The organism is Ammonicoccus luteus, assembly GCF_050880385.1.
Taxonomy (GTDB): domain Bacteria; phylum Actinomycetota; class Actinomycetes; order Propionibacteriales; family Propionibacteriaceae; genus Enemella.
Genome location: NZ_JBNZCI010000003.1, coordinates 167,554 through 193,105, shown reverse-complemented (window position 1 = coordinate 193,105; position 25,552 = coordinate 167,554). Strand labels below are relative to the sequence as shown.

Genomic DNA, 25,552 nt, shown 5'->3' with positions numbered 1-25,552 from the left:
GGATGCGCCCGGCTCGGGCGCACAATATTGCCTCCGTTCTAAGACATCTGACCCCCGCTGACAACCTTTGGAACGAAGCGCAACCGATTTGTGACCTGCGAGTAACAAACCGCTGGTCAGGCGTGCTGGTGCGCGGCCGGCCTCACCCGCGGTCGCCGCAGGCGTGTCGCGGGCCGTGGCCGAACTTCTCGACCGACTCGACGGCCCGCCGCAGCAGATCCGTCGCCTCGAGCAGGGGACGCCGCACACCGGGCGCGAGATCTCCGCTGGCGAGGAGTTCTTCCGCCAGTTCGAGGGTGGTGCGGCTGTTGGCTGCCGCAGGGAATGCCCGCAGCACGACCTGGCCGAGCGCCCAGCCGCTGCGGAACGCCGCCGTCGCATTGATCTCCCGGAAGAAGCGCTGCACGAACTCCTCGGTGAGCTCGCTCTGTTCCGGAAGGAAGAAGCCCTCGGCGATCGCGTACACCTCATAAGCGCTCAGATCGCTCGGATTCATCAGTTGCTGAAAGGCCTCCGCCTTGGCCTCCGGGTCGGGCAATGCGGCGAGGGCCCGCACCCGATGGATGCGACCGGCGGTGGAGCGGTCCAGCTCGTACGCCTGATCGATGAGTGCCCGGTTCCCGTTGATGCTGGCGAGCCGGGTGGTTGCGCGCCAGCGGAGTTCGGCGTCGAGTTCCCGACCGGCGGGCAGGCTGGTTCCGTCGAGCCAGCCCTGCAGGGCGTCCTGATCATCGGTGCAGCCCATCAGCGCCCGCCAGGCCGAGAGCTGAAGATCGGAGCCGGCCTGGGCGGCGGCCAGGATCGTCAGCGCCGCATCGGCCAGGTGACATAGTCGCCGCTGCCGATCCGCCGGCAGCGCATAAGGCCCCGCCAACGCAGCCTGGCCCCAGTCGAGCAGTGCCCGGGCAATCAGGTCCTCTGGTTCGGACGGCAATTGGTCGCACAGCGTCGCCAGGGCGATCTCTGGATCCAGCTCGGCCGAACGCACCTGATCCCGGACACTGTTCCACAGCACCACCCGGGTCAGCGGGTCGGCGAGCTTCGAGATCCCGGGCCACTGCTCGACCGGCCGGTCGGCGCGGATGCGGGCCCACGTCTCATCCGCGGCATCAGGCACGAGCAGAGCCGCCGGGGGCAGCCCGTCGAGCGCCCACTCCCCCACGGCCGGGACCGTGCCCGTGCGGCGTTCCAGCTCCACGCCGTCCCGCGCGTACGCCGCCAACCGGACCGCATGCACCCGGTCACCGCCCGCAGCACCCGGGATGCGCCGCACCCGCGCCCCCTCCGCCAGCGACTCCACGGTGATGGTGTCCATGCCCGCGGTCTGCAGCCATGCCTCCGACCAAGGCCCCAGGTCACCTGCCCCGGCACGTTCGAGTGCGGCCCTCAGGTCGCTGAACTCGGCGTTGCCGAACCGGTGTCGATCGAAATAGTCGCGGAGTCCAGCGTTGAACACATCGGGGCCGATATTCGCGACGAGTTGTTTGAGCACGCCGGCGCCCTTGGCGTACGAGATGCCGTCGAACTGCGCCAACGCCTCCTCGGTGTCCTGGGCACCGTTGCCGGCGATCGGATGCGTGGTCGGCCCCTGATCGGCGATCGCGCCCCAGTCCTTGCGGTTCAAGGCGAAGTCGACCCACAGCGGATAGGGGGTGTGCTCGGCGCAGACGGCATGGGCCACGAATTCCGCAAAGGACTCGTTCAGCCACAGGTCGTCCCACCAACGCATGGTCACCAGATCGCCGAACCACTGGTGCGCCAGCTCGTGCACGACCGTCCCGGCACGGGCCGCACGCTCGGCGCGGGTGGCGGCGCCGCGGAAGAGGTACGCATCCCGAAACGTCACGCACCCCGGGTTCTCCATCGCGCCCGCATTGAAGTCGGGCACGAACACCTGGTGATAGTCGCCGAACGCATATCGCAGGCCGAACATCTCGTGGAACGCGTCGAACGCCTGCTTGGTCACAGCCAACACGTCATCGGCCTCCGCAGCGAGCTCTGCGGCGAGAGAAGCCCGGGCGTGCACGCCCAAGTGGATCCCATCGTGCTCATCGAAGGTGGACGCATAGGGACCGGCGACCACCGTCACGAAATACGACGCCAGCGGCGGCGTCTCGACGCTCTCCCACTCTCCGGGCTCGACCTCGGTGAACCGGCCGTTGCCGAGCACGGTCCAGTCCAGCGGGGTGTGCACGCGCATGACGTAGGGAGCCTTGAGGTCCGGCTGATCGAAAGAGGCGAACCACCGTGGACCCGCGTCGAGGAACGACATCGCATAGAGATAGGCCCGCTCGTCAGCGGGGTCGACGTGGCGGTGGAGGCCCTCCCCGTCATTCGAATAGGCCATCTCCCCGCTGAGGACGAGAACGTTGTCGGCGGCGGGCAGGATTGGCAGCCGACCGTCGACCAGGAGGTCCGGGTCCAGCGGGGCGCCGTTGAGTTCGGCCCGCAGCAGACGAGTCGGATGAAAGTCGACGAACGTCTGTTCACCGGGCAAGGCATCGGTGAACTCGATCGTCGTGGTCGACGTGAACGAGTCGGTGGTTCGGACGTCGAGATCCACGGAAACCCGACGGACGCGGAGGCGGTGAAACCGTGCACTCGCCTCAGCCCGAGTGAGCGGCGGCATGCCTGAACGCTAGTGCAACCCGACGCCCCCAGCAGCAAGGGCTGTCGGACGCGCTCTTTAGAGTGGGGGCATGCGCTTCGGACTCTTCATTCCCCAGGGCTGGCGATTCGACCTCGTCGGCGTCCGACCGGCCGATCAGTGGCCCACGATGAAGGCCCTGGCCCAGCGACTCGACCGCGGCTCCGCCTGGTCGTCGTTGTGGGTGTATGACCATTTTCACACCACGCCGAAGCCGAGCGAGGAGGCCACCCACGAGGCTTGGACGCTGATGGCGGGTCTCGGTGCGGTGACCGAACGCATTCGACTCGGCCAGATGTGCACCTGCATGGCCTATCGCCCGCCGGCCTATTTGGCCAAGGTCGCGGCCACCACCGATCACATCAGCGGCGGGCGGCTGGAGATGGGGATCGGTGGGGGGTGGTATGAGCATGAGTGGCGCGCCTACGGCTATGGCTTCCCCCGGCCCGGCGTCCGTCTGGGAATGCTCGACGAAGGCGTGCAGATCTTCAAGCGAGCCTGGGAGACGGGGTCGGTGACCTTCGACGGCAAGCACTATCAGGTGGACGGCGCCCTCGTGCATCCCCGGCCCCTGCAGGAGCCCCGCATTCCGCTGTGGATCGCCGGCGGCGGCGAGAAGGTGACGCTGAGGATCGCAGCGAAGCACGCGGATTACACCAATTTCGACGGCACGCCCGAGGGCTTCACCCGCAAGTCGGAGATCCTCCGGGAGCACTGCCGCGAGGTCGGCACCGATTTCGACCGAATCGTGCGTTCGGCGAACTACAACACGTTCATCGGCCGTGACGACAAGGAAGTGGCTGACCGCCGTGCGGCATACATCGATCGGGTGCGACCGCACCTCAGCGAGTCCCAGCTCAAGGGCCAACTCGGCTCGTTCGACGGTCTGCCCGGGACGGGCACCCCGGAGCAGATCGTCGAAAACCTGCGGGCGCTGAAGAAGTTGGGGATGACGTACGCGATCATCTACATGCCCGACCTCGCCTACGACACCTCCGGTCTTGAGCTCTTCGAGCAGGAGGTCATCCCGGCGCTCGCGGACTGACAGCCGCGACGGTCATTCCGCGAGCGCGGTGTTCCGTTGCTCCGGCAACGTGAACGCGGCAACCGCACCGATCGCGAACGCGACCGCGAAGGTCGTGAACACGAGCCAGTTCGAACCGCCGCCCCAGGCGATGAGGACGGGCACGAGCAGCGGGGCAACGATGGAAGCAATGCGACCGAACGCCGCTGCTGCCCCGGTCCCCTTGCCGCGGGCTGCCGTCGGATAGAGCTCCGGACCGATCGCATAGAGGGCGCCCCACGCACCGAGGTTGAAGAACGACAGCGCACAGCCGGCGGCGATGATCTGTCCGGGCGTGCCCGCCATGCCCAGCAGCCCCGCGGCGACAGCGGACCCGACCAGGAACGAGGCCAGCGTGGGGCGGCGACCCCACTTCTCAATGAGATAGGCCGCTGCCGCATAGCCCGGCAACTGCGCGAGCGTGATGATCAGGGTGTATTCGAAAGACTTCACCAGGGTGAATCCCTGCCGGTGCAGCAGTGACGGGAGCCAGATGAACGCTCCGTAATAGGACAGGTTGATGCAGAACCAGACCACCCAGAGCGCAGCGGTGCGCGCCCGCAGCCCGCGGGACCAGATGGAGGGCGGCGCCTGCTCGACGTTCGGTGCGCTGTCGGGCGACGGGACCGGGGCGATGCCCGAGGGTTCCTCGAACTTGCGCACGGCGGCTTCCGCCTCGACCTCCCTGTCCTTGCTCTCCAGGAACCGCACCGATTCCGGGAGCCCGAACCGCACGACCAGTGCGTACAGCGTCGGGACAATGCCGACCGCGAGGGCCCAACGCCAGCCATTGTCGAGGTTCGGAATCATCAGATAACCGATGAGGGCCGCCATGATCCAGCCGAGCGCCCAGAAAGCCTCGAGCGCCACGACCACGCGGCCGCGGATGCGGCGTGGGGCGTATTCGCTGACAAGCGTCGACGCGACCGGAAGCTCCGCCCCCAGACCGATGCCGACGACGAAGCGCAGCGCCATCAACATCGCGACCCCGGTGGCGAGGGCGGACGCGCCGGTGGCGAGGCCGTAGATCAGGAGCGTGAGCGCAAAGACCTGGCGTCGACCGATCTTGTCGGCGAGCAGGCCACCGAGCCCCGCGCCCAGGGCCATCCCGACGAACCCGATCGAGCCGATCCAACCCTGGGCGGTCGTGCTCAGATGCCATTCGGCGGCGAGCGCTGCCATGACGAACGAGATGAGGCCCACGTCCATCGCGTCCAATGCCCAGCCGATCCCCGAGCCGACCAGCAGCCGACCGTGCTGGCGATTGAACGGCAGGCGATCCAACCGCTCGGCGCGCGTGAGTCGGCTGTCGCGTTGATCGATGACGGGGTCCGTGGTCATGGGCAGCAGTGTGCAGCACGCGTCGGACAACTCTGTGCCTGACCACCCCGGTGAGTGCCGCGATTCGGGAACGGGATTGGTGGCGCCGTGATCGAATGGTTACAGTTGGACCCGTCTTTCTTTAGATTTTCTCAGGAGTCTCGATGGGTCCCTCACCTAGGCGCGCGGCAGCCCCCGAGCCGCGGTCGCAGGGCCCCGCCTCGTGGTGGGACGAAGCCGCCGATTGGTTCCCCGACGAGACGCAGGATGAGCCTCGCGGACGACGCGTCGCTGAGGATTTCGACCTCGACGGCCCCGAGCAGCCAATTGAGGTTGAGGATGCAAGCGATGACACCGAACCGACGCCCGCGCGCTCGTTGGGTTTCCTCGCCGAAGACGAGACTCATGACCTCGACGACACCGCCACGGACGACCTCCACGACACCGGTGCGCACCACCTCGACGACACCGGTGCGCACCACCTCGACGACACGACCGCGGACGACTTCGGCCCGGACCCCGTCCCGGCCCGCGCCTGGGTCGACGATGAACCCGAAGAGGACGCTGTTCCGGCCCGAGCCTGGGTCGAGGACGATGACGCGGACCGCGCACCGGCCGGGGAGCCGGAGGACACATCCGTGGCGGACGTCCTGCCCCTGCCCGCCCGGCCGCGTCGTGCACGGCTGGGTTTCCTGGTGGGCGGGATCACGATCGCGCTGGCCAGTGGGAGCGTCCTGATCCCTGGCGCGATGTCCGGCATCGCGTCGGCCATGCCCGCCCTGACCGCCGAGGTCCTCAAGTCGCAGCAGCCCGCCTCCCCCGCGCCCGTGAACGACCTGGATCCGGCGCGAGCCCCGGATCGATCCACCCGGGAAGCCGCCGTCCCCAGGCCGGCGCTGGGCAACCTCAGCGAGATCTCCGTCGTGGCCGGCATCCCGGAGCCGTGCTCGATCGACGTCCGGATCACCGACGACCTGACCGCGGCCGAGATCACGGAGCGCGCCGAACGCCAGTGGGGTTTCACGCTGTCCGGGCCCCAGTGGCGCGATGAGCAATACCGTCCGGTGGTCAAGCTCTTCACCGAGACCGTCGACGCCGTCGACTGCACGGGTTATGTGGACCGCGTGAAGGCCGGCAACGGTGGTGATCTGGAGATCAGTTCGCTGCCGACGCGGTCCTGGGCGTGGGGCGACTATGGGCTGACCCGCCCGAAGGTGCTCACCCTGGATTTCGAGAAATTCCGCCAGGGGTACGCAGACGGCGATCGCGGCCGCCTCGTTCGATTGGTCATCCATGAGATGGCCCATTCCCTGAACGCCGACCGGTTCAGCGAGCCGGACTACTGGCAGGCGTACAACCGCGTGTGGTCCGCCGAGGGGCCGGTCAGCGCCTACGGCTCGAACGCGACCGAGAGCTTCGCCGACGCGGTCGGCTATTACGTGGCCCGCTGTGCGGCCGACAATCCTTACGACTCGACCGAGCATGCTGCGTACTACGACTACGTGCAGACCCACATCTTCGACGGCCGGCAGTTCGGCGGGGCCGTGGGCACTCCGCAGGACTGCGCGATCGAGGGTCGCTGACCTCTTCACTAGTTCCGACGCCTGTCGGGGGCGTTCGCTAGGCTCCCTTGGAGACGAGCCCCGCCCGTGCGGGACAGAGGAGGACTGGATGCCCAAGATCATCTACACGCTCACCGACGAAGCACCCCTGCTGGCCACCTACTCCTTCAAGCCCATCGTCGATGCTTTCGCCTCCACCGCAGGAATCGACGTCGAAGTCCGTGACATTTCGCTGGCCGGCCGCATCCTGGCTGCCTTCAGTGATCGGCTGCCCGAGGATCAGCGAGTCGATGACGCCTTGGCCGAGCTGGGCGAGCTCACCCAGTCCCCCGAGGCCAACATCATCAAGCTGCCCAACATCTCGGCATCGGTGCCGCAGCTCAAGGCGGCGATCACAGAGTTGCAGGCGCAGGGCTACGACCTCCCGGATTATCCGGACGCTCCGGAATCAGACGAGGACAAGGACGTCCGCGCTCGCTATGAAGCGGTCAAGGGTTCCGCGGTGAACCCGGTGCTGCGCGAGGGGAACTCCGACCGTCGCGCCCCGGCCGCAGTCAAGCGCTATGCCCAGGCCCACCCGCACTGGATGGGTGAGTGGGACCCGGAGTCGCGCACCAACGTCGCCCACATGAAGGACGACGACTTTCACGGCAACGAGCAGACCATCGTCATGACCCAGGACGACGACCTCACGGTGCAGCTCGTCTCTCCCCTCGGCAAGGTCCAGGTGCTCAAGGAATCGCTCCCGGTCAAGGCGGGCGATGTGGTCGACTCGACGTTCATGTCGGTGAGCTCGCTGAAGGCGTTTCTCCGCCGCCAGATCCGCCGCGCGCGACAGGAGGACGTGCTGTTCTCCGTCCACCTCAAGGCGACGATGATGAAGGTCTCGGACCCCATCATGTTCGGGCACGTCATCCGGGTCTTCTTCGCCGACGTCTACCGGGAATACGGCGACGTCATGGATGCTGCCGGACTCAACCCCAACAACGGTCTCGCCAGCATCTTCGAGGGCCTCGAAAAGTTGGAGGAGGGCGCCCAGATCCGCGCCGCCTTCGAGGACGTGATGGCCAAGGGGCCGCGCCTTGCGATGGTGAACTCGGACAAGGGCATCACCAACTTCCACGTGCCGAGCGACGTGATCGTCGACGCGTCGATGCCTGCGATGATCCGCAACTCCGGCCACATGTGGGGCCCGAGCGGCGAAGAGGACGACACCCTCGCGGTGTTGCCGGACTCCTCCTATGGCGAGGTCTATCAAGCGGTCATCGAGGACTGCCGGGAGAACGGCGCGTTCGACCCCCGCACCATGGGCTCGGTGGCCAATGTGGGCCTGATGGCGCAGAAGGCCGAGGAATACGGCTCCCACGACAAGACGTTCGAGATCCCCTTCCACGGCACCATTCAGGTCCTCAACTCCGCCGGCGACGTCCTGATGGACGATCTCGTGGACCCCGGTGACATCTGGCGAGCCTGCACCACGACCGATGCCGCGATCCGCGACTGGGTCAAGCTGGCAGTGACCCGGGCGCGCGCCACCGGCGATTCGACAGTGTTCTGGCTCGACCGCTCCCGCGCCCACGACCGGACCCTCAAGCGGATCGTCAAGCGCTATCTGGCCGAGCACGACACCGAAGGCCTGCGGATCCTGTTCATGCACCCGGCCGATGCCTGCGAACACGCGTTGTTCCGGATGCGCAAGGGCCTCAACACGATCTCGGTGACGGGCAACGTGCTCCGGGACTACAACACCGACCTCTTCCCCATCCTTGAGCTCGGCACGTCGGCCAAGATGCTGTCGGTCGTGCCGCTGATGGCCGGTGGCGGTCTGTTCGAGACCGGCGCGGGCGGGTCTGCACCGAAGCACGTGCAGCAGCTGGTCAACGAGAACTATCTGCGCTGGGACTCGCTCGGCGAGTTCCTCGCCCTTGCCGAGAGCCTTCGCCAGTTGGCTGAGCACCACGACAACCAAGGCGCGGCTGTCCTCGGCGACGCGCTCGACAAGGCAACCGAGAAGTTGCTGCTGGAGAACAAGTCCCCTGCCCGCAAGCTGGGCCAGATCGACAACCGCGGCAGCCACTTCTGGCTCGCCCTCTATTGGGCGAAGGAAATGGCGCGCCAGGACACCGATCCGGCGCTCGCCGAGGCCTTCCGCTCCATTGCGGCGGAGCTCGAGGACAACGCCCAGCAAATCAACGAGGAGCTCGTTGCGGTCCAGGGCGAACCCGCCGACATCGGCGGCTACTACCGCCCGGACCACGACAAGACAATGGCGATCATGCGTCCCTCGCAGACGTTCAACGACATCATCGCCAAGCTCGGCTGATCCGGAATAGGCCAGAGAATTCCGGTGTTGTTCCCGGCACGGGGCCCCATCCGCGATCCGGGTGGGGTCCCGCACCACGTCCGGTCCCGGACGATAGATTCTGATGCGTGCCCGACCACCAGACCACGGGTCGCCCACTGCCGGAACTGAGCCCGATCGACCAGCGCATCCTCGGCGCGCTCATGGAGAAGCAGCGCACGGTCCCCGCCAGCTACCCCCTCAGCCTCAACGCGCTGCGGACCGCATGCAACCAGACGAGCAGCCGGGACCCCGTCTCCGACTACGACGACAAGACCCTCGAGGATCAGCTTCGGGAACTCAAGACCCGCGACCTCGTGAGAGTCGTCTGGGCTGGGAAGGGCTCCCGGACCCTCAAATACCACCAGTTGCTCGCTGATCGCCTCGGGCTGTCCGACGACGAGGCCGCTCTCATCACCGTCCTCCTGCTGCGCGGCCCGCAGGCGCCGGGCGAGCTGAAGTCCAGGGCCGAACGGCTGCACGGCTTCGCGGACCGACAGGACGTCGAGGACTGCCTCGCCCGCCTGAGCGAACGGGCCACTCCCCTCGTGCGCCAACTCGAGCGCCGGGCAGGCCAGCACGATCATCGGTGGATCCACCTGCTCGGACCGGTTGCGGGCGAGCCGGAGCCCACTGTGCCGGCACCCGCGGTCGACCGGGACACGGTCCTCACCGACGGCGTTGCCGCCCGGGACGAGCGGGTGATCGCGGCCTATGACGCCACTGCTGGGGCGTACGCACGGGAGTTCGGCGATGAGCTCGCCCACAAACCGTTCGATGCCTGGTTCCTCGAGCGCGTCGCGGCGTTGGCCGACGGCCCCGTCGCGGATGTGGGGTGCGGTCCGGGTCAAACGACCCGCTGGCTCGCGGACGCGGGCGCGGACGTCACCGGTTTCGACATCTCCCCCGGGATGATCGAGGTGGCTCGCGCCGAGCACCCGGGGCTTTCCTTCCTGGCCGGCGACCTGACCAAACTGCTCCGCCCGCAGGCTGCTGCCGCCTGGGGCGCTGTCACGGGGTGGTATGCCCTCGACCACTTCGCCGGGTCGGAACTCCCGGGAGCACTCGCCGCGCTCGCGCGAGTGCTCGCTCCCGGGGCTGGCTGGCCCTCGCCCTGCATGTCGGCAACGAGGTCTTCCACGTGGGCGAGTTCCTCGGTGCAGAGGTCAACCTGGACTTCGTCCTGCACGATCCGGACGAGGTTCTCCGGGCGCTCGGTGCTGCAGGACTGGACCCGGTCGAACGCTATGTCCGTGGGCCGCTGGCGGAGTCGGGCGAGGCGCAGACGGACCGCCTGTACGTCCTCGCCCGCAAGCCCGACTGAGCGTCAGCCGCAGATGCGGCCCAGATCGCCGTGGTACGCAAGCGCCGCCGGACCCCGGCCGCACATCGCCGCTGAGGTCACCGGCCGCACCCCCGACTGGACCTCGACCGGCAGCGCCTGACCGGGAACGCGATTCTCGGCGCCCAGCAGTGCCTGCAGCATCGTCGGCGCCGCCGGGGCGACGATCTTGGTGTCGGCTGGGTCGACGCCTGCCTCGGTGGCGAAGTGGCGATAGGCCTCGTCGGCGCCCATCGTCCCGTCGATCAGCCCGTGCTCCTCGGCGAGCTTGTTGTCGAAGAGGTTGGCTCCGAGCTCGTCCCGGATGGTCGCCGCGGGGATGTCGCGGAGCGTGGCGACGTGCTCGACGAACCGGTCGTATTCGTTGCTCGCCAACTGCTGGAGATGCGCGAGTTCCTCGGGCGTGGCGTCCCGGTAAGGATTGCCGAGGTCCTTGCTGCGGCCCTCGGTGATGTAGATCTCCTCGATGCCACCGGTGGTCGTGACCCCGCCCTGCAGCAAGCCCCCGTCGACCGCGACGACGTCGCGGTAGCGCGCGAACTGGGCCATGATCACGCCGATGCTGCCCGTCGTCGAGCCGTGGTCGGCCCGGATGTCGTCGGCACCGGCCATCGCGTACACCCCACCGGAGGCGGACATGCCCTGCACGTGCGCGAAGACCTTCTTCCCGGTGCGCTGCTGATAACGCGCCACCGCGTCCGCGATGGCCTTCGACCCCGTGATCGTGCCGCCCGGGGTGTTGAGGCGCAGCACGAGCCCGTCCGCATCCTCGGCGTCGATGTCGTCGATCATCCGCGCGACCTCATAGCCATACGTGCCCGCCGCGAGCAGACCGCCGCCGCTCCCGTCGGTGAGGATCGAGCCCGTGACATCCACCGCCCGCAGCGTGTGGGTCGCAGTGGGCGACCCCCACACGGTCGACGTGTTCGCCGGAGCGGCACCACCGCCCGCAGCGGCGGCAGCGGCGCCAACCGCCATCACGCCGAGGGCGCTGAGCAAGGACAGCACGGTGCCGATCACCGCGAGCGCAACCCCCAGCCCGGCACCGGCCCCCGCGCCCAGACCGAAGCCTCGCCGGAACGGCCCGGGCTCACGCACCGGGACGGCGACGGTGTGGCCGGCGGGCATCGAGGCCTGCGGGGGCCCCTGCTGCCCCACCGTGGCCGGTGGCGGTTGCAGCTCGCCCTGAGCCGGGGATGGTGCCCCTTCGCCGCCGGTGGGTGCCGCGTGACTCCCACCCGGCTCGGAGCCGATCGGTCGGTGCTGCTCGTCGGGCGGAGAACCCTGCGTACCCCCCGGAGAAGATCCGGGCTGGGAGGCTGACGGGTTCGATGGACCGGGGGGCGGGGGCTGGTTCGTCATCTCATTCCTCACACGGGACTAGCCCGAGCCTAGGCGATCCGGCACAGTGCCCACCGAATCCACCGTGGGACAAGGGGTGGAACGGTCTCAGTACATTGGTCTTGTGACCGAATCCCCCGAACGCCGCCGGGTGGCGATCGCATGCCAGGGCGGCGGCAGCCATACAGCGTTCACGGCCGGCGTGTTGAGCAGGTGCTTCGAGTCCGACGTGCTCGCCGACTACGAGATCGTGGGGCTGAGCGGGTCCTCGGGAGCAGCCGTGTGCGCCCTCGTCGCCTGGTCGACGCTGGTGCGCGACATCCCCGAACAGGCGACGGCCCTCCTCAAGCGCTTCTGGTCGGCGACCTCGACGTCGATGCCCGTCGAACGGGCGCTCAACACGATGATGCTGTGGGGGTCCCGGGTCGCCGAACAGTTCGGCGCGGCCAGCATCAGCCCCTATGACTCGTTCCTTTCCGCCTGGAGCACCGAGCACCTGCGGTCGATGGTCCGTTCGGTGATCGACTTCGACGGGCTGTCCGAGCTCGCCACCCAGCCGGGCGCGCCCCTGCTGCTCCTGGGTGCCGTCGACATGGTGTCGGGCGAGTCGAGCACGTTCAACAGCCGCTCCGGCGAGATCAACGTCGACGCCGTGCTCCAGGCCGCCGCGATCCCCAGCCTGATGCGAGCGGCCACCCAGCGCACCGCCTATGTGGACGGCCTGGTCGCGCAGAACCCGCCCGTGCGGAGCCTGCTCGATGCCATTCCGGACGAGATCTGGGTCATCCAGGTCAACCCCACCTCGATCGACTATGAGCCCAGCAGCGTCGCGGAGATCACCACGCGCCGCAGCGAGCTCGCCAGCAACCTCGCGCTGTTGCAGGAAATCAGCTCCATCGAGATCTTCGACGAACTCATCGCGCGCGGTGAACTGAAGTCCGAGCGCGTCCGTCCGGTCACGATCCGACTGCTCGAGATGCAACGCCCGCCGAGTTCCGTGCGCTGGAGCCACAACTCCAAACTCGACCGCGACCCGCGCTTCATCCGTGAGCTCATCGAGCTGGGCCGGGAACAGGCGGAGGACTTCCTCGCTGCCACCCGCTTCGAGGCGGCGTGGCAGGCGCGGGACGCGGACCAGATGCTCGAGCACGTCGCACACGACTGCACCGTGTCGGTCGACCTGCCCGGCTGGCAGCAGAAGCAGACCCGGGACGCGGATGTCGTGGAACGGTTCTTCACGGTTGAGCTGCCCTCACGGGTGACGATCGACCTCACCCGCAAACGGAGCTATCGCCGCTCCGTCATCTGGGACGTGCGCGTCCCGGGACCCGATGCCTTTGGTCGTGGCACCGCTGAGGTCACGATCCAGGACGGGCTCATCATCGACTTCAAACTGCGCTGATGCGCTGAAATCGACCCCGACTCGAGAGGACACATGTCAACAGAGGTCGCAGGCCAGAGCCACGAACTCCCAGTCCACGCACAGGACGTCGAGGAGGTGGTGGCGGCTGCGCCCGGTGGTCGGGACGGTCTCACGGCCGTGACGGCTGCCGAGTCGCTCGAACGGCACGGCCCCAACGCCCTCCCTGCCGCTGAACGCGAAACGGCCCTTCGCCGGCTGCTGCGGCAGTTCCACGATCCGATGATCTATGTGCTGCTCGTTGCCGCCGTTTTCACCGGCGTGCTGGGCCAGGTGTTCGACACGATCGTCATCCTCGCTGTCGTGCTGATCAATGCCATCGTCGGTTTCGTCCAGGAGGGTCGTGCCGCCGACGCGCTGGAGAGCATCCGGGGGATGTTGCGGTTGGAGGCGAAGGTACGCCGGGACGGCGCCTGGACCGTCATTCCCGCCGAGGAGGTCGTGCCCGGAGATCTGGTGCGGCTCGCCGCGGGCGATCGGATTCCGGCGGACCTGCGGATCGTCGACGCCACCAACCTGCGCATCGAGGAGTCGGCTCTGACGGGCGAGTCGGTGCCGTCGGAGAAGGCTCCGGCCCAAGTGGCCGCCGATGCGGCGCTGGGTGATCGGAGCTCGATGGCGTACGCGGGCACCACCGCCGCCAGCGGCAGCGGTCGGGGCATCGTCACCGGCACTGGCACGGACACGGAGATCGGCCGCATCACCTCGATGCTGGCCGACGTCGAGTCGATGGAGACGCCCCTCACGAGGGCGATGACGAAGTTCTCCAAGATGCTGGCGGTGATCGCCGTCGGCATGGCGATCGCCATGGCCGTCATCGCCGGTCTCGTCCACCGCTATCCATGGGCCGAACTGGTCATGGCGTCCATCAGCTTCGCGGTCGCGGCCATCCCCGAGGGCCTCCCCGCAGTGCTCACGATCACCTTGGCGCTCGGCGTCCAGCGAATGGCCAATCGCAACGCGATCACGCGCCGGATGGGCTCGGTGGAGACCCTGGGGTCGGTGACCACGATCTGCTCGGACAAGACGGGCACGCTGACGCGCAACGAAATGACGGTCCGGACGGTCGTGACCCCCGCCGACACCTATCTGGTCACCGGCACGGGCTATGACCCCGTGAACGGAGGCGTCACCCACACCGACGGGACGCCCGCCACGCTGACTCACCACCACGATCTGTTCGCCATGGCGGAGGTCGCGGAGCGTGCCAACGACGCGACCCTTCAGCAGCGCGACGACCACTGGGCCGTGGCCGGCGACCCGACGGACGGCGGCGTACGCACCTTCGCGCTCAAGGCGGGTGCCTCGGGCGCGGACCAGAACCGCTTGGCGGTGGTGCCCTTCGACTCGGCGCACAAATACATGGCCACCCTCGACCAGCATGTGCACAACTCGGGCGAGCTCGTCATCCATCTCAAGGGCGCCCCCGACCGGCTGCTGGACCGCTGCGACCGTCAGGGCACCGGCCTGAGCACGACCGAGCCTCTGGACCGAGCGCGCTGGGAGGAAGAAATGCACCGGCTCGGCGGGCAAGGTCTGCGCGTGCTCGCCGCGGCCGCCCGTCGGGCCGAACCCGGCCGGACCACCCTCGACCAAGCGGACGTGGATGCGGGTGGGTTCGTGTTCCTCGGGTTGTACGGAATCATCGATCCACCCCGCCAGGAAGCCACCGAGGCCATCGCGACCGTGCACCGCGCCGGGATCGACGTAAAGATGATCACCGGCGACCACGCCGACACCGCCCGCGCGATCGCACGCGAGATGGGCATCGGTGACCGCGTGATCACCGGACCGGAACTGGAACGGGCGAGCGACGAGGAACTGCGCAGCATCGTGCGCGACCACGACATCTATGCCCGCACGAGCCCCGAGCACAAACTCCGCCTTGTCACCGCTCTGCAGGCCAATGGCCACGTCGTCGCGATGACCGGCGATGGGGTGAACGACGCGCCGTCACTCAAGCGGTCCGACGTGGGTGTGGCGATGGGCATCAAGGGCACCGAAGCCACCAAGGACGCCGCGGATGTCGTCCTCGCCGATGACAACTTCGCCTCCATCGCCGCCGCGGTGGAGATGGGCCGCACGATCTATGACAACCTCAAGAAGGCGATCGTGTTCATGCTGCCCACGAACGGCGGGCAGGGGTTGGTGATCCTCACCGCGATGCTCGTGGGCATGACGCTGCCGATCACGCCGTTGCAGGTGCTGTGGGTCAACCTCATCACCGCGATCACGCTGTGTCTGGCGCTGGCCTTCGAGCCGCCCGAGCCGGGGATCATGGCTCGGCGTCCGCGGGATCCACGGGAATCACTGCTGAACGCGGAGGCGATTCTGCGGATCGCCTATGTCTCAGTGCTCATCGGCGGCCTGGCAATCGGGGCTTTCCTGTTGGCCCAGGACCGGGGTCTCGGGCTGGCAGAGTCGCGCACGATCGCGGTCAACACCCTGGTGGTCGGGCAGATCTTCTATCTCCTCGCGGCCCGATTCAGTCGGGCTCGGTCGCTGCGCAAGGAACTGCTCACCACCAACCCGATCTCCTGGGTCTGCATCGGGATCATGATCGCGCTTCAGTTGGCGTTCGTGCACCTCCCCTTCATGCAGATCGCGTTCGGCACCACGGACGTCGGCCTGGCCGATTGGGTCTTCCCGGCGCTGGCAGGCGTGCTGGTCTTCGCACTCGTGGAGATCGACAAGGCCATCCGCCGGGCACTCGAGGCGCGCGCGGCTCGCTGAGACAACTCAGAACAGGCGGCCCTTGGGCGGGCGGGCGCGGCTGCGGAAGAGCTTGCGCACGCGCGGTCTGGGGACGGTCCACTGGGCCGCCGCCGGCAGGGTCCACTGACGCCAGCGCGCCAGCAGGCCGAGCACGCCGCCGGTCAGGATTGCCAGTCCCATGCCCAGGGCATATTGGTCGACGGACCTCAGGAGCACCATCTCCGCGCTCGCAATGGCCGAGACCGTCGCATAGAGAGGGCCGTTGAACACCGATGGCACCTGGTTGACGAGGATGTCCCGCAACATGCCACCGCCGACCGCCGTGATCACGCCGAGGAAGATCGCCGGGAGCCAGGCCAGGCCAGCCCCAAGTGCTTTCGCGGCACCGGTGGCCGACCAGCAGCCCATGGCGAGCGCGTCCCCGACCAGGAGCGCGCGTCGGGCCCAGCCGCGCCCGAAGTCAAGGACGAAGGCGACCCCGGCACCGACCAGGGCCGAGCTGAGATAGAGCGGATCGGTGAGTGCCACCGGGAAACCGACGCCGAGAAGGACATCGCGCAGCATGCCACCACCGAGGCCGGAGCAGATGGCCAGGATCACGAAGCCGATCGCATCGAAGCCCTTCGTGCGCGCCACTGCACCACCGAGGACGGCATTCGCGAACACACCGAAGACATCGACCAAGCGAAACAGCAGGTCGGTGTCGAAGTTCATGGCACCCTCCGGCGATCAGACAATGGGAGTCCCGTTGACATGGACGGGGTCGATCGCCCGGAGAATACGATCGCTGATCTCGTGGAGTTGGGCGACTTGGTCCGGGGAGAGGGCATCGAACACCAACTCGCGGACATCCTCGACGTGCGGCGGAGCAAGCTCCTCGAGCGCCGCCATCCCTTCGTCGGTCAGGTGAGCCAACGTATATCGGCCGTCCGTCGGGTCCGGGAATCTGCGCACCCAATCCCTCTTCTCCAACCGACCAACCATCTGCGACAACCGCGACAGGGACGCCTGGGCGAACTCCGCGAGCGCGCTCATCCGCAGCGTGCGGTCGGGGGCATCGGACAGGCCGGCGAGCACGTGATAGTCGACGAGACCGATGCCGGCAGCCTTCTTCAGGCGCTGATCGAGCGCTGAGGGAAGTTGGATGGTCACACCGACCAGGGCAAGCCAGGCAGCTCGCTCGTCGGCGCTCAGCCAGCGCGGTGCCGAAGTGTCCACTCGGTCAGCGTACTTCCTTGAACGTTGAAGTGAAAAGGATCGTTCCGCCGGTACGCTCGGCTCGCCCTCGAAAATCCTCGTCCTCTGGAGGCCAGTTGTGCGCACCACCCTCGTGGTCGATGCCGCCAATGTGATCGGGTCGCGACCGGACGGCTGGTGGAAGGACCGCGCGGGAGCTGCCGGGCGTTTGCACGCTGCTCTCGTGGCCGCCGGAGCGCAGTGGGATCACGTGATCCTGGTGCTCGAGGGGCGTGCCCGAGCCGGGGTGCCCGAAGGCAGCACGGGCCACGTGACCACCGTCCACGCGGCCGCATCGGGCGACGACGAACTCGTCGCTCAGTGCCAAGCCAGCACCGAAGCCGGCGACGAGGTCACCCTCGCGACCGCCGACCGGGGGCTCTTGGCGCGCGTCGATCGATTGGGTCCCGGCGTGCTCGGCCCGCGTACGCTCCGGGACGCGCTCGGCCATTGACCACCGACGAACCATCGACTCACGGCAGCAGCAGGCGCCTCAGCGCGTCATGCATCCATGCCTTGATCTGGTCGCCGCTCCACCCGCAGCGGACGCTGAACGAGAGATAGGACTCCGGGCCGAACACGGTGAGCACGACATCGGTCGCCGTCGCCACGGTGAGGCCGGGCCGCAGCCCGTGCAACCGGTCGAGGTCGGCGACGAACCTCGCGAAGTCGGCGCGCCGCCAATCCTCGTGGAAGCGATAGACCTCCTCCACCTCGGGATCGGTGAGGCCGCCGATGCGCGCGACATCCATCAGCGGCGAGACCTGGTGCATGATCTGGTGTCCGATCTCGACGACCGAATCGAGCAGCGCCGCCGCGTCTTCGGCGGCGGCCATGCCCTGCTCCCACTCCGCCTGCCCGACGGGGGCGGCCTCCCGGACGCTCGTGGTCAGCAGTTGACTCATCAGCTTGGGCTTCGTGCCGAAGAAATAGGAGACCGTCTGCACGGCCAGCCCGGCACGTCTCGCGATGTCACTCATCGTTGCGCCGTGATAGCCGGAGTCGATGAACGCGTCCCGCGCGGCAGCCAGCACTTTGTGTCGCGAGGCATCCGCTTGTTCTCGGCGGGAGATCTTGCGGGGCTTGACGGGACTCATGACCCGGAGTCTACTTATGCTAGTCACTAGTGACACTCACTAGTCATGACTCTTGGGCAATCCCACATGGGGGCGAACGGGCCTCGCGAACCCGCCCCGCTCTCCCTCGGGGTCAACGATGACCCGGCTCAACACGCGCTCACACACCATCAACGGAGACAACCATGCGCACTGCCTTCAAAGCCCTCGCCTATGTCATCTGCGGCTTGGTCGGCCTGCAGGCCGCCTCACATGCCTGGTCGTCCGCAGGCGTCGCCAAATATCTCGGCGAAGGCGGCACGATCGACATGGCCGCCGAAGGGGCTCCACCGTTCCCCGAGGCAGCCGGCTTCATGATCCATGCGATGACGGGGATGTTCGTCATCCCGCTGCTCGCCCTCATCCTGCTCGGAGTGTCGCTCGCGGCGAAGATTCCCGGCGCAGCCAAGCTGGCCGGGATCGTACTGATCCTGACCGTGCTCCAGGTCCTGCTGGGCATGTTCGGGCACGGCATGACCACCCTCGCCTTCCTGCACGGGTTGAACGCGCTGGCCCTGTTCGCGGCCGCCCTGCTGGCGGGCCGACTGGCCGGACGCCGACGAGCGACGAGCGACGCGCGGGTCGCCGCACCGGCCGGGATTGCTTGATCCCGTCATGGGTGGAGCCGGTCGTCGGGGGTGGCTCCACCCAACCCGCCCGACAGAATTGAGCGCCCTCAATTCTGTGGCCTCGTGAATCCAGGATCCCACTGGTCACGGTGGAGCATGCCCCTTCCCCCCACGGGCCCTTCAGCAGACGAACGCCACCCCCTGTCCGACGCCATCGATCAGGCCGTCCGCCGCCTCGCCGATGGCGCGGGGCGGTGGGTCGACCGCTCCTTGGCCAGCCGAGCCGCCCTCATCCGGGCGACCCACGCGACGATCGCAGAATCCGCCGAGGCGTGGACCGCGGCCGCCGTCACGGCCAAGGGCGATCCCGGCGCGCAGGTGGAGGCCGAGGAATGGCTGTCCGGGCCGTACGCGGCACTCGGCGGGTTCCTGGGCATCGCGGAAAGTCTCGAGTTGCTCGCGGCAGGACGGTCCCCCGCCGCCGGGCTCCGCGTCGGAACGGCACCCGGTGGCCGGGTGACGCTGCGCGTCCTGCCGGGCAACGCCCGTGACTGGACTCTGTTGAACGGGTTCACCGCAGACGTGTGGCTGCGTCCCGGAGTGAGCCTCGACCAGGCACAGAAGACGGCCGGGCTCGAGGCACGACAGCCGTGCGGCCATGGCGGCGTGGCCACGGTGCTGGGCGCGGGGAATGTGACCTCGATCGGGCCGCTCGACGTGCTCAATCAGCTCGTCGCCCACAACCGTGCGAGCGTGCTGAAGGTCAACCCGGTCCTCGGGGGGATGCTGCCGGTCTATCGCCAGGCACTCGCTCCGCTGATCGATGCCGACCTGTTGTGGCTCATCGCCGGCGGTGCCGAGGTGGGCGACATGCTCGTCCATCACCCTGGGATCTCGCATGTCCACCTGACCGGAAACCGCCGGACCCACGATGCGATCGTCTGGGGCGTCGACGAGGAGGCCGAGCGCCGCCGGGCCGCCAACCAGCCCGCGATCACGACCTCAGTGAGCAGCGAACTCGGGTGCGTGTCGCCCTGCATCGTCGTCCCCGGTGAATGGAGTCGCGCCGATCTCCGCTATCAAGCGGAGCAGGTCGTCAGCCAGCGCCTCCACAATGCCGGCCACAACTGCATTGCGACGCAGGTTCTGATCACCAGCAGCGACTGGCCGCAGCGCGCGGACTTCCTCACCGAGATCCGCAAGGTGCTGCACCGGCTGCCGCACCGATCGCCTTGGTATCCCGGCTCCGCCCAAGCCATGGCCCAGCTCTCCGAGACCCACCTGCAGGCCGAACTCCACGACGGCTGCTATCTGGTGGATCTGCCCGCGCGACACTCCGATGACCTGTTCGAGAAGGAGTTTTTCGGTCCGGCGCTCGCGCACACGACCCTGCCGGGCACGGGCTCTGCGTACCTCCGCGAAGCCACCAATTTCGCCAACGACCGCCTCGACGGCACGCTCGGGGCAGCGATCATCGTCGCGCCGGAAACGCGGCGGGCGATGGGGCCGGCGTTCGATGAGACGATCGCGCAGCTGCGCTATGGCGCGATCGGGATCAATGTCTGGACGGGTTTCATCTTCGCGTTGCAGTCGGCGCCGTGGGGTGCGTACCCCGGCCACAGCCTCGACGACCCCGGCAGCGGTATGGGTGTGGTGCACAACTCGTTCCTGCTCGCGGGAACCGAGCGTGTGGTGGCAGAGGGCCCGTTCCGCCCGTTCCCGCAGTCATTGGCTCTGCTCCGCCACGGCCGGCTCGCGCTGTTTCCGAAGCCGCAGTGGTTCGTCACGTCCAGGAGTGCGGTGGAGACGGGACGGCGGATGGTGGAGTACGCGAAAAACCCCGCTTGGTCACGGCTGCTCCGAGTGCTGCCCGCAGCGTTCCGCTCCTGACCGGCCCATCGGGGCGCTGCCGGACGCTGGCTCAGGTCGACTCCTCCGCGCATCGGGCGTCGCCTGCCGCTTGGCAGCGTCGCCTGCCACCTTGCAACGTCGCCTGCCACTTGGCAACGTCGCCTGCCACCTTGCAACATGACCGCGGCTTTCCGACGTGCATGCGTGTATCGGAGTCACGGTCAGGATGCAGAGTCGCGGTCAGGATGCAGAGTCCGGGAGCGGTTGGCCGCCACTTGGTGCCGATAGGACCGCGTGATCAACTCCCGCAAAACGTCGGGGTCGGCATCAGCGAGCTTGGTGAGGTACAGACAAGAAACGCCGGTCTTGTGCTTGCCCAGCTTGTCGAGCAGGTCACGGTGGCGGTCGAACCCCTCGGCGATATAGACGGTGACGGCCGTCTTGCGCGGACTGAACCCGATCGCGCCGGTATCTCCCTCGCGACCGGAAGCGAGGCGATAGCGCACGTGGCCGAACCCGATGATGCTAGGCCCCCACATCTTCGGCGGCTCACCGGCGATCTGCTCCATCATCTCGATCAGCACCGCCGCCTCCCCGCGCCGCCGCTCGCTCAACGTCGCAAGGAACTCGGCGACCGGCACCGCGGTCGGCTGCGTCTTGTTCTCTGCCGGGGTCATCGTCTTTCCTTCTCTCTGCCGTCAGGGTCCGCCGCGCCGACCATGCGTGCGGGGCGAGTCATAGCCGCCTTTCGGCGGGACCATCGCCGCCCGAATCCCCAAGAGCCGAATCGGGCGTGGGTCCTCGAGCTTCGCGAGCAGCGCGCCGGCCGTTGCGGCGATCACGGCGGGATCGTACGTCGGCTCGGCAAGCTTGCGCACGCGGGTGAACGTGAAGAACGGCCGGAAGCGCACCTTCAGATGGACCCGCGTGCACGGCCGTCCCTCGGCGTGCAGGTCGGCGACGACGGCTTCGGCGAGGGTTCGCAGGGCCGCGTCGATCTCGGCCTCGTCTGTGAGGTCGGTCTGATAGGTGGTTTCGTGCCCATGGGCGCGGGCGACCCACGGGGTGTCGTCGACCTTGCGCCGGTTCTCCCCGCGCCCGAGCCGACCGAGGTGCGGCCCCGTGGCGGGCCCGAACGCTGCGCCCAAATGGACGTCGGTGGCGGCCGCCAGGTCCTGCACGGTCACGATCCCGATGCCCGCCAACCGCTCGGCAGTTCGCTTGCCGATGCCCCACAATGCCTCGACCGACCGCTCCCCCATGACCTCGAACCAGTTGTCGGCCGTCAGCCTGAACGTGCCCTGCGGCTTGCCGAACTCGGTCGCGATCTTGGCCCGGACGAGCGTGTCCCCGATGCCGATCGAGCAGTGCAGCCTGGTCTCCGCGAGCACCACTGCCTGCAGCCCGTGGGCGGTCTGCTGTGGATCCTCGGTGTCGACCCCGACGAACCATTCGTCCCAGCCGAGCGGTTCGACCACCGCACCCGGGAATCCGCGCAACGCGGCCAGCACCGCCGCTGACGCCGCCTCATAGGCCGGGTGGTCAACCGGCAGGAACACCGCGTCCGGGCACTTGCGGACGGCAAGCTTCAACGGCATGCCCGACCGGATGCCGAACTCCCTTGCCTCATAGGACGCGGTCGACACGACCGCTCGTTCGGTGGGGTCACCACGACCCCCGACCACCACGGGCCGACCGACGAGCTCGGGTCGGCGCAGCAGCTCGACAGCCGCCAGGAACTGGTCCATGTCGACGTGGAAGATCCACGGTGTCATGGGCCTATCCTGCCCGCCCACCACCCGGACCGTGCAGGTAGAAGGTCGTCGGTCAAACACCGCATTGCGCGAGGGGTTCATCGCCATAGTTGTCACGGACCACCGTGTGGCTGCGGTTTGTGACCACACCGGCGCCCGGCCGACAAGCCGGTTCGCAACCTGGCAGGATCGCGCCCATGCGGTTCAGTGATGAGGCACGGCGGAGCCGCCTCGCCCGTCGACACGCTCTGCACCCCGAAGCCCGGCTGGACGACCCGCTCGCGGCCGCTAACGCCATGACCGCTCTCCACGCGACCGAGCCGCCCTCCGTGCACCTCGCGGTCGCAGCGCGGGTGCAGGGCGCCACCGTCGAGGCAGTGGAGCAATCGCTCTATGCAGACCGCTCGATCGTGAAGCAGCTCGCGATGCGGCGCACCCTGTTCGCCGTCCCCCGCGACCTCCTGCCCGCGCTGCTCGGGAGCTCCTCTGCGCGGGTCGCCGCGCAACAGCGTGCGGTCATCACGAAGGACCTCGAGAAGCACGGGGTCGCGGTCGATGGCGCCGCGTGGATCTCGCGCGCGTCGGCCGCAGTGCTGGACCGGCTCGCGGACGGCACGGCACTGAGCGCCAAGCAGCTGCGCGCGGAGTTGCCCGAGCTCGAAGGCCGCACGACCCCGGACCCGAACGCGAAGCGCTGGGACGTGCCGACCTCGTTCGCACCGCGCCTCCTCACGCTGCTCGGGGCGGAGGGGCTCATCGTGCGGGGCGGGAACGAGGGGCACTGGCGCACCTCCCGCCCCACGTGGACCCGCATGGAGCGGTGGCTGGGTGCCGCGCCTGAGCGGCTGACAGCGCGCGTCGGCTGGGCGGAGTTGGTGCGCCGGTATCTCGCGTCGTTCGGCCCCGCGACGGAGGCGGACATCGTCTGGTGGTTGGGGTCGACGAAGGGGGCGGTGCGCCAGGCGCTCGCCGACATCGCCGCGACGACGGTCGAACTGGAATCGGGATCGGCCGGCTTCGTGTTGCCCGGTGACGAAACCGAGGACGCCGACACACTGGACGAGTGGGCGGCACTGCTTCCGGTGCTCGACCCGACGGTGATGGGCTGGAAGGAGCGCGGCTTCTATCTCGAACCGGCGCACGCGCCCTATCTTTTCGACACCAACGGCAACGGCGGCACCACCGCCTGGCTCGACGGGCGGATCGTCGGGTGCTGGGTGCAGGCGGACGACGGTCGGGTCCGCGTGATCCCGACGGAGGCGCTGACCGCCCGCGACCTCTCCCGGCTCCAGGTGGAGGCCGACCGGTTGACCGAGTTCTTCGACGGCGTCGTGATCAGCTCTGTGTACAAGTCTCAGCAGATGAAGGGCCAGCGCCTGCCCTGAAGCGCTGTTCGCCCTGCCCCGCGATCAGGCAGCTGCCATGCCCTGCTTAACTGGTTTGTCGACAAAGGAGACACCATGGCCAAGAACGGCAGCGGCACCCGACGCGTCCTCGCACTCGTCACGAACACCGCGGACTACGAACAGGTCGGCTATCGCACCGGGCTCTGGCTCGGTGAACTGACCCACTTCCAGGACGTCCTCGAGGAAGCGGGCTACGAAGTCGAGATCGCAAGCCCCCGGGGCGGCTACGTCCCGATCGATCCGGTGAGCCTGTCCACCATGATGCTCAAGATGGGCGGAACGGAGAAGCGGTACGCCGACCCGGCGTACATGGCCACGCTGCAGGAATCGCTGTCGGTGACCGAGATCCGCGTCGAAGACTATGACGCCATCTATCTCACCGGCGGCCACGGCACGATGTTCGACTTCCGCGAACCGGAGGTCGCGCAGCTGGTCGGCCAGTTCGCGGATGCCGGCAAGGTCGTCGCGGCGGTCTGTCACGGCCCCGTCGGGCTGCTCGACGTCACTCTTGCGGATGGCACTCCGCTGCTCGCGGGCCGCAAGGTCACCGGATTCTCGTGGCGTGAGGAGAAGATGGCCGATCGCCGCGACGCAGTGCCCTTCAACCTGGAGAAGGAACTGGGTCGGCGGGGGAAGTACGACAAGGCCGCCCTCCCGATGAAACCGAACGTGGTGGTGGACGGCACTCTGGTGACGGGTCAGAACCCGACCTCCGCCAAGGGCGTGGGCAAGGCCGTCGTCAAACTGTTGAAGAAGGCCGCCAAGAGAGGCTGACCGGGCGGCCCGCTCGCTGCCTGTGCCACAGTGGCCTCGTGAGGCAGGGACCGCAAGACGACTGGACGATCCGTCCCGTCACCGCAGCAGACGGTCTGATCGGATCGCTCGGCCGCGCGGGTTTCCTGCTGGCCGCCGAGACCGCCGACGGCACCCCTCTCGGCATGGCGCGCGTCCTGGAGTCGGATGGTCTCTATCACCTGCTCGACGTCTCGGTCCTCCCCGGACGGCGCCGTGGCGGCATCGGCACAGCGCTGGTGGCGGCCGTCGAGTCAGAAGTCGTCGAGCGTGGCGCTTCGGCGCTGACGCTGGCGGCACCCACACCCGAGGATGTGCGCTTCTTCGCACGGCTCAGGTTCACCGAGGTCCCCCGGCTGCCCGTCGCCCTGCGGTCGTCGGCTTGGGACCCCGGTGGAACCGGCACGTCGACGTCCCCCCACCGCCTCGTGGCCATGGGCAAATCATTGGCGCCCGACGTGACACCCCGACCGGCGGTGAGCGTGATCCCGCTGCGGGACGGCGCCGATGGGCTCGAAGTGTTCGCTCAGCACCGCGTGGCCACGATGGACTTCGCAGCCGGGGCTGTGGTGTTCCCCGGTGGGCGAGTCGACGAGGAGGATTACGCAACAACACTCAAACCACCCACCGACCACCAGGAAGCCTGGGCGCAGACGTTCCTCCCCTCCGCGAATGCGCTCGTCGCGGCCGCCATCCGAGAGGTCGCCGAGGAGTGCGGCGTGGTGCTCGATCCAGTTGCACTCGTCCCCTGGGACAACTGGGTCACCCCACCCGGTGGCCGGCGGCGCTTCGATGTCGCGTTCTTCGTCACCGCGGTCGGGGCTGCGGATTCCGAACGCTGGGGCAATACGACGACCGAGGCCGTTCGCTCCGTCTGGGAGCCGGTCGCCGGCCTGCTCGCCGCAGAAACGACCGGCACGATCCGGCTCATGACACCGACGAAGGCCCTGCTCACCGAACTCGCGGAGTTCGCGACCAGCACCGATGTCCTGGCCCATTCACCACTCATCACCGCCGTGCTGAATGACGAATCGCCAAGGCCACGCCCGCCGGGACGTCCCAGCGCAGACCGGTGACT

20 protein-coding genes are annotated in these 25,552 nt (G+C 68.1%); 12 read left to right on the top strand and 8 right to left on the bottom strand.

The window, feature by feature from the left end; genetic code table 11:
* Positions 1 to 142: 142 nt before the first annotated feature.
* Positions 143 to 2,629, bottom strand: a complete 2,487-nt coding sequence (gene pepN / locus ACQ260_RS08655; RefSeq protein WP_432559029.1) for an aminopeptidase N — start codon at positions 2,627 to 2,629, stop codon at positions 143 to 145.
* A gap of 70 nt (positions 2,630 to 2,699) precedes the next feature.
* Here pepN and ACQ260_RS08650 point away from each other — a divergent pair, with 70 nt between their 5' ends.
* A complete protein-coding gene (locus ACQ260_RS08650; RefSeq protein WP_432559028.1) occupies positions 2,700 to 3,692 on the top strand; it encodes an LLM class F420-dependent oxidoreductase in 993 nt (330 codons plus the stop codon).
* Positions 3,693 to 3,704: 12 nt separating this feature from the next.
* Here the strand turns inward: ACQ260_RS08650 and ACQ260_RS08645 are convergent, their stop codons facing one another.
* Positions 3,705 to 5,051 carry an MFS transporter gene (locus ACQ260_RS08645; RefSeq protein ID WP_432559027.1) on the bottom strand — a complete coding sequence of 449 codons (1,347 nt, stop codon included), beginning with the start codon at positions 5,049 to 5,051 and terminating at the stop codon, positions 3,705 to 3,707.
* Positions 5,052 to 5,194: 143 nt separating this feature from the next.
* Here ACQ260_RS08645 and ACQ260_RS08640 point away from each other — a divergent pair, with 143 nt between their 5' ends.
* The 3 genes from ACQ260_RS08640 to ACQ260_RS08630 all read left to right on the top strand — a co-directional run bounded on the left by ACQ260_RS08640 (position 5,195) and on the right by ACQ260_RS08630 (position 10,378).
* Positions 5,195 to 6,613 carry a hypothetical protein gene (locus tag ACQ260_RS08640; RefSeq protein ID WP_432559026.1) on the top strand — a complete coding sequence of 473 codons (1,419 nt, stop codon included), beginning with the start codon at positions 5,195 to 5,197 and terminating at the stop codon, positions 6,611 to 6,613.
* A gap of 88 nt (positions 6,614 to 6,701) precedes the next feature.
* Positions 6,702 to 8,915, top strand: coding sequence for an NADP-dependent isocitrate dehydrogenase (locus tag ACQ260_RS08635; protein WP_432559025.1), 2,214 nt, complete (start codon positions 6,702 to 6,704; stop codon positions 8,913 to 8,915).
* A gap of 107 nt (positions 8,916 to 9,022) precedes the next feature.
* Positions 9,023 to 10,378, top strand: a complete 1,356-nt coding sequence (locus ACQ260_RS08630; protein ID WP_432559024.1) for a DUF480 domain-containing protein — start codon at positions 9,023 to 9,025, stop codon at positions 10,376 to 10,378.
* Here the strand turns inward: ACQ260_RS08630 and ACQ260_RS08625 are convergent.
* Positions 10,261 to 11,403: a S49 family peptidase gene (locus ACQ260_RS08625; protein ID WP_432559023.1), complete on the bottom strand. Its 1,143-nt coding sequence runs from the start codon at positions 11,401 to 11,403 to the stop codon at positions 10,261 to 10,263. The two genes, ACQ260_RS08630 and ACQ260_RS08625, sit on opposite strands and share 118 nt — an antisense overlap.
* Positions 11,404 to 11,740: 337 nt before the next feature.
* Between ACQ260_RS08625 and ACQ260_RS08620 the strand changes: the two genes are divergently transcribed.
* Positions 11,741 to 13,018, top strand: a complete 1,278-nt coding sequence (locus tag ACQ260_RS08620) for a patatin-like phospholipase family protein (protein ID WP_432559022.1) — start codon at positions 11,741 to 11,743, stop codon at positions 13,016 to 13,018.
* A 33-nt stretch (positions 13,019 to 13,051) separates the two neighbouring features.
* Positions 13,052 to 15,769, top strand: a complete 2,718-nt coding sequence (locus tag ACQ260_RS08615) for a cation-transporting P-type ATPase (RefSeq protein WP_432559021.1) — start codon at positions 13,052 to 13,054, stop codon at positions 15,767 to 15,769.
* 6 nt (positions 15,770 to 15,775) lie between these two features.
* Here the strand turns inward: ACQ260_RS08615 and ACQ260_RS08610 are convergent, their stop codons facing one another.
* Positions 15,776 to 16,465, bottom strand: coding sequence for a trimeric intracellular cation channel family protein (locus tag ACQ260_RS08610; RefSeq protein ID WP_432559020.1), 690 nt, complete (start codon positions 16,463 to 16,465; stop codon positions 15,776 to 15,778).
* A 15-nt stretch (positions 16,466 to 16,480) separates the two neighbouring features.
* Positions 16,481 to 16,969: a MarR family winged helix-turn-helix transcriptional regulator gene (locus ACQ260_RS08605; protein ID WP_432559019.1), complete on the bottom strand. Its 489-nt coding sequence runs from the start codon at positions 16,967 to 16,969 to the stop codon at positions 16,481 to 16,483.
* Positions 16,970 to 17,066: 97 nt separating this feature from the next.
* Here ACQ260_RS08605 and ACQ260_RS08600 point away from each other — a divergent pair, with 97 nt between their 5' ends.
* Entirely contained in the window at positions 17,067 to 17,441 is a 375-nt protein-coding gene (locus tag ACQ260_RS08600) for a hypothetical protein (RefSeq protein WP_432559018.1), read from the top strand.
* Positions 17,442 to 17,460: 19 nt separating this feature from the next.
* Here ACQ260_RS08600 and ACQ260_RS08595 read toward each other — a convergent pair whose 3' ends face one another.
* The gene (locus ACQ260_RS08595; RefSeq protein WP_432559017.1) at positions 17,461 to 18,084 is read right to left on the bottom strand and encodes a TetR/AcrR family transcriptional regulator; all 624 of its coding nucleotides are present in this window, start codon (positions 18,082 to 18,084) and stop codon (positions 17,461 to 17,463) included.
* A 164-nt stretch (positions 18,085 to 18,248) separates the two neighbouring features.
* Between ACQ260_RS08595 and ACQ260_RS08590 the strand changes: the two genes are divergently transcribed.
* Complete coding sequence (locus ACQ260_RS08590) at positions 18,249 to 18,710, top strand: hypothetical protein (RefSeq protein WP_432559016.1); 462 nt, start codon at positions 18,249 to 18,251, stop codon at positions 18,708 to 18,710.
* A gap of 117 nt (positions 18,711 to 18,827) precedes the next feature.
* A complete protein-coding gene (locus ACQ260_RS08585) occupies positions 18,828 to 20,561 on the top strand; it encodes an aldehyde dehydrogenase family protein (RefSeq protein WP_432559015.1) in 1,734 nt (577 codons plus the stop codon).
* Positions 20,562 to 20,743: 182 nt separating this feature from the next.
* Here ACQ260_RS08585 and ACQ260_RS08580 read toward each other — a convergent pair whose 3' ends face one another.
* Complete coding sequence (locus ACQ260_RS08580) at positions 20,744 to 21,199, bottom strand: DUF1801 domain-containing protein (RefSeq protein WP_432559014.1); 456 nt, start codon at positions 21,197 to 21,199, stop codon at positions 20,744 to 20,746.
* 21 nt (positions 21,200 to 21,220) lie between these two features.
* Positions 21,221 to 22,297 carry a DNA polymerase IV gene (locus tag ACQ260_RS08575; RefSeq protein WP_432559013.1) on the bottom strand — a complete coding sequence of 359 codons (1,077 nt, stop codon included), beginning with the start codon at positions 22,295 to 22,297 and terminating at the stop codon, positions 21,221 to 21,223.
* 176 nt (positions 22,298 to 22,473) lie between these two features.
* Here ACQ260_RS08575 and ACQ260_RS08570 point away from each other — a divergent pair, with 176 nt between their 5' ends.
* The 3 genes from ACQ260_RS08570 to ACQ260_RS08560 all read left to right on the top strand — a co-directional run bounded on the left by ACQ260_RS08570 (position 22,474) and on the right by ACQ260_RS08560 (position 25,550).
* Positions 22,474 to 23,661 carry a winged helix DNA-binding domain-containing protein gene (locus ACQ260_RS08570; protein ID WP_432559012.1) on the top strand — a complete coding sequence of 396 codons (1,188 nt, stop codon included), beginning with the start codon at positions 22,474 to 22,476 and terminating at the stop codon, positions 23,659 to 23,661.
* 75 nt (positions 23,662 to 23,736) lie between these two features.
* On the top strand, positions 23,737 to 24,456 hold the full coding sequence (locus ACQ260_RS08565; protein WP_432559011.1) for a type 1 glutamine amidotransferase domain-containing protein: 720 nt from the start codon (positions 23,737 to 23,739) through the stop codon (positions 24,454 to 24,456).
* Between the two features lie 38 nt (positions 24,457 to 24,494).
* The gene (locus tag ACQ260_RS08560) at positions 24,495 to 25,550 is read left to right on the top strand and encodes a GNAT family N-acetyltransferase (protein WP_432559010.1); all 1,056 of its coding nucleotides are present in this window, start codon (positions 24,495 to 24,497) and stop codon (positions 25,548 to 25,550) included.
* The last annotated feature ends 2 nt before the right edge of the window (positions 25,551 to 25,552 follow it).

What these genes read in the sequence shown, in the direction of transcription:
- pepN (WP_432559029.1), bottom strand. Translation starts at nt 2,629, where the DNA reads ATGCCGCCGCTCACTCGGGCTGAGGCGAGTGCACGGTTTCACCGCCTC.
- ACQ260_RS08650 (WP_432559028.1), top strand. Translation starts at nt 2,700, where the DNA reads ATGCGCTTCGGACTCTTCATTCCCCAGGGCTGGCGATTCGACCTCGTC.
- ACQ260_RS08645 (WP_432559027.1), bottom strand. Translation starts at nt 5,051, where the DNA reads ATGACCACGGACCCCGTCATCGATCAACGCGACAGCCGACTCACGCGC.
- ACQ260_RS08640 (WP_432559026.1), top strand. Translation starts at nt 5,195, where the DNA reads ATGGGTCCCTCACCTAGGCGCGCGGCAGCCCCCGAGCCGCGGTCGCAG.
- ACQ260_RS08635 (WP_432559025.1), top strand. Translation starts at nt 6,702, where the DNA reads ATGCCCAAGATCATCTACACGCTCACCGACGAAGCACCCCTGCTGGCC.
- ACQ260_RS08625 (WP_432559023.1), bottom strand. Translation starts at nt 11,403, where the DNA reads ATGCCCGCCGGCCACACCGTCGCCGTCCCGGTGCGTGAGCCCGGGCCG.
- ACQ260_RS08615 (WP_432559021.1), top strand. Translation starts at nt 13,052, where the DNA reads ATGTCAACAGAGGTCGCAGGCCAGAGCCACGAACTCCCAGTCCACGCA.
- ACQ260_RS08610 (WP_432559020.1), bottom strand. Translation starts at nt 16,465, where the DNA reads ATGAACTTCGACACCGACCTGCTGTTTCGCTTGGTCGATGTCTTCGGT.
- ACQ260_RS08595 (WP_432559017.1), bottom strand. Translation starts at nt 18,084, where the DNA reads ATGAGTCCCGTCAAGCCCCGCAAGATCTCCCGCCGAGAACAAGCGGAT.
- ACQ260_RS08590 (WP_432559016.1), top strand. Translation starts at nt 18,249, where the DNA reads ATGCGCACTGCCTTCAAAGCCCTCGCCTATGTCATCTGCGGCTTGGTC.
- ACQ260_RS08585 (WP_432559015.1), top strand. Translation starts at nt 18,828, where the DNA reads ATGCCCCTTCCCCCCACGGGCCCTTCAGCAGACGAACGCCACCCCCTG.
- ACQ260_RS08580 (WP_432559014.1), bottom strand. Translation starts at nt 21,199, where the DNA reads ATGACCCCGGCAGAGAACAAGACGCAGCCGACCGCGGTGCCGGTCGCC.
- ACQ260_RS08575 (WP_432559013.1), bottom strand. Translation starts at nt 22,297, where the DNA reads ATGACACCGTGGATCTTCCACGTCGACATGGACCAGTTCCTGGCGGCT.
- ACQ260_RS08570 (WP_432559012.1), top strand. Translation starts at nt 22,474, where the DNA reads ATGCGGTTCAGTGATGAGGCACGGCGGAGCCGCCTCGCCCGTCGACAC.
- ACQ260_RS08565 (WP_432559011.1), top strand. Translation starts at nt 23,737, where the DNA reads ATGGCCAAGAACGGCAGCGGCACCCGACGCGTCCTCGCACTCGTCACG.